The sequence below is a fragment of the Brachyspira catarrhinii genome (genome assembly GCF_005518285.1).
GTDB lineage: Bacteria > Spirochaetota > Brachyspiria > Brachyspirales > Brachyspiraceae > Brachyspira > Brachyspira catarrhinii.
Genome location: NZ_SJDU01000294.1, coordinates 1 through 2,958, shown reverse-complemented (window position 1 = coordinate 2,958; position 2,958 = coordinate 1). Strand labels below are relative to the sequence as shown.

At 29.7% G+C, this 2,958-nt stretch carries 3 protein-coding genes; all 3 read right to left on the bottom strand.

Going from position 1 to position 2,958, the window contains the following annotated elements:
* A partial coding sequence (locus tag EZH24_RS09590; RefSeq protein ID WP_137998934.1) for an ABC transporter permease occupies positions 1 to 726 on the bottom strand: 726 nt, incomplete at its 3' end.
* Positions 727 to 753: 27 nt separating this feature from the next.
* Positions 754 to 1,794: an ABC transporter substrate-binding protein gene (locus EZH24_RS09585; RefSeq protein ID WP_137998933.1), complete on the bottom strand. Its 1,041-nt coding sequence runs from the start codon at positions 1,792 to 1,794 to the stop codon at positions 754 to 756.
* Between the two features lie 45 nt (positions 1,795 to 1,839).
* Positions 1,840 to 2,958: sulfatase family protein (locus EZH24_RS09580; RefSeq protein ID WP_137998932.1), on the bottom strand; the 1,119-nt coding region annotated here is incomplete at its 5' end.

Here is a 2,958-nt window from a genome sequence, read left to right as displayed (position 1 = left end):
TTGCCTATTTAACTGTATCATGAATCCCAAACCTCTGCTTGCCGCAAGCATTTCAGCAGCACATAAAGAAGTCCAAGAAGCCCCCAATGATACTCTAAGTCCTGTAAATATATAAGGCAAAGCTGTAGGTATGGCAACTTCTTTAAGCATTTGTCCTCTTGAAGCTCCGAAAGTTTGAGCAACCCATAAATGCACCTGTGTAGTAGCTTTTATTCCGCTGTATGTATTAATAACGCAAGGCACAAATGCAGACATAAATACTATTGCTGATTTTGCTCCTAATCCTATACCAAACCATAATATCATCATAGGTATCCATGCTATAGTAGGTATTGGTCTTATAAGGTCAAATAATGGAGTTGCTACTAAATTGAATTTTTTAAACCAAGCCATACATATTCCAAGCGGTATTCCTATAGCAGCACCTAAAAAATAACCAGTTAATGCCACTTGTAAAGAAGCTAATATATGTTGGAATAATGTACCATTATCTGGAGCTTTGTTTGTAAGTTTATAAATAAAGGATTTAAAAACTGTATAAGGACTTGGAAGAGAATATGAAGGAAACAATTTAAATACATCTGTTATTAACTGCCATATTATAAGAAATATTACAACAGATATTACAGATATAATAAAAAATTTATTTCTCTCTCTTTTTTTATTGGCTATGACGATTTTTTCTTTTTCTTTAAGTGAGGAATTAATTATTATATTCTCTTCCATTTTATAAAGTCCTTTACGATTATATTATTAATTCAATGCTTTGTTTAATAATTCAGTATCTACATTTTTATCTACAATAGGAAGTTTATCTTCTGTAATAAGTGATTGGCTTGCAAAGAAGTCAGCAGTTACTCTTACAGAATCCCCTATTTTTATATTTTTAATTTCTTCTGTAGTAACAAAAGGACGAGTAGCTACTTCAGACTGACATGCCTCCATAGTAGAGCTTGATCCGTTTTTTGTATACCAATTTAATAATTCTTCTGCTGCCATATTAGTATCAGCTTGTAGTGCATCGCATGCTTCTAAAAATGCTTTAATATATAAAACTATAGTATCTTTTTTATTATTATATGCTTCATCTGATACTATTATTGAGTCAAATTGAGGTATATTTAATGTAGTTAAACTAGAAACTATTTTCATTCCGTCAGCTTCAGCAGAAAAAGAAGTAGGAGGATTCAAAGCAGCAGCATCTATTTTTTTTGCTTTTAATGCCTGATATGCCTGAGGGAATTCCATATGAACTATATTAACAGTATTAGGATCGACATTTATAGCTTTTAGCCAATGTATAACATTTAAATGTGATATTGTTCCAGTAGGTACAGCTATAGTTTTACCTTTTAGCGTAGCAGCATCTCCATAAACTTCTGGGAAATCTTTATTAACTCCTTTTACAGTTAAAATGTCAGAGTCTGGATTAACTAATACTTCTATTCCTCCTTCAGAGTGTCCTATATCAGCAACAACATGGGCATTATAATTAGCTAAAGAATAAACAGAAGCAGCACTCAAAGTACCAACTTCCCATAAACCAGCACCTAATGCTTCATTCATAGGACCGCCTGATGGGAAATATACAGTTTCAATTGTAAAACCATATTTTTGATCCAATTTGTTATTTATCATATACTCAATAGGTACAGAGTTTAAAAACGGCATTACAGCCACTTTTAATGTTTTGGCATCATTAGAAGATGATGAGCCTTTATTAGCACATGAAGCTAATAAAAATAAACATATAATTAAAACTAATGAAGTAATAATTTTTACTGTTCTTTTCATTTTTTATATCTCCTTAAAATTATTAATTTATTATAAATAAAATAATTACCAACTAGCATATCTTTTATTTAGAGGATCACTGCACTCTATCAGCTTATGACACATTTCAAGAATTAATTTATTTTTTATATCATTATATTCTTGATTAAAAAATAAATTATTAGTTTCATTAACATCTTTTTCTAAATCATATAACTCACCATATTCTTCATTCAAAAATATAGAAAGTTTGTATTTTTTAGTTCTGTAAGTTTTTATGAATATGCCTCTATCATGAGCATCATAAGTAACAATAGCACCTTTTTTGTATGTTTTATTTTTATCTTTTCCTGTAAGTATATTTTTTATACTATGACCTTGTATACCATATGGTACTTCTTTTCCTATTAATTCCAATATCGTTGGTACTATATCTATATTTTCTATTATTTCATCACTTTTATTTTTTATAATATTTTTTCCATAAAACAGCAAAGGAGTTTTTATGAGGCAGTCATACATAAAAGGACCTTTCCTTAATAATCCGTAATCTCCTAAATATTCTCCATGATCGCTTGTAAATATTATTATTGTATTATCCCACTCATTTTTTTCTTTTAATTTATCTATAATCCTAGCTATTTGTGCATCTATAAAACTAATCATACCATAATATAGTTTTTTTATCTCTTCAATTTCTTTTTCTGAATAGTTATGTTCTTCACCGCCCCCCGGCCAATATCCTCTCTCTCCCTGTCTGGTCAGATATTCTGGTCTTTTGCTATCTAATTTTAATTTGCTGTTAAGTTCTTTGGGTTTAATATCCTTATAAATATCATAATATTTTTTTATAGAGTCAAAAGGATGATGAGGGTCTACAAAACTAACCCACATAAATAAGGGTTTATCAAAATCAAAATTATCCATTTCATCTATTGCTTTTTGAGCTATCCAATAAGTTTGATGTAATTCTTCTTTTATAGGGTTAATTCCATCATGTCCTTTACCAGTTTCCAAATTGCATCCATGACTATTTGCAAAGTCTAAATATTCACCTTGTTTATCATCTTCTGTTATATGCGTAATATCAAATCCGAAATATGTTTTATCTTTTTCTCTTACTCTGTCTCTTTTAGGAACATATTCAAATTCCCAGTTAAGATTTTTGAGCTGCGGTCTGAAATG

Coding starts and splice junctions, on each gene's coding strand:
- EZH24_RS09585 (WP_137998933.1), bottom strand. CDS start 1,794: ATGAAAAGAACAGTAAAAATTATTACTTCATTAGTTTTAATTATATGT.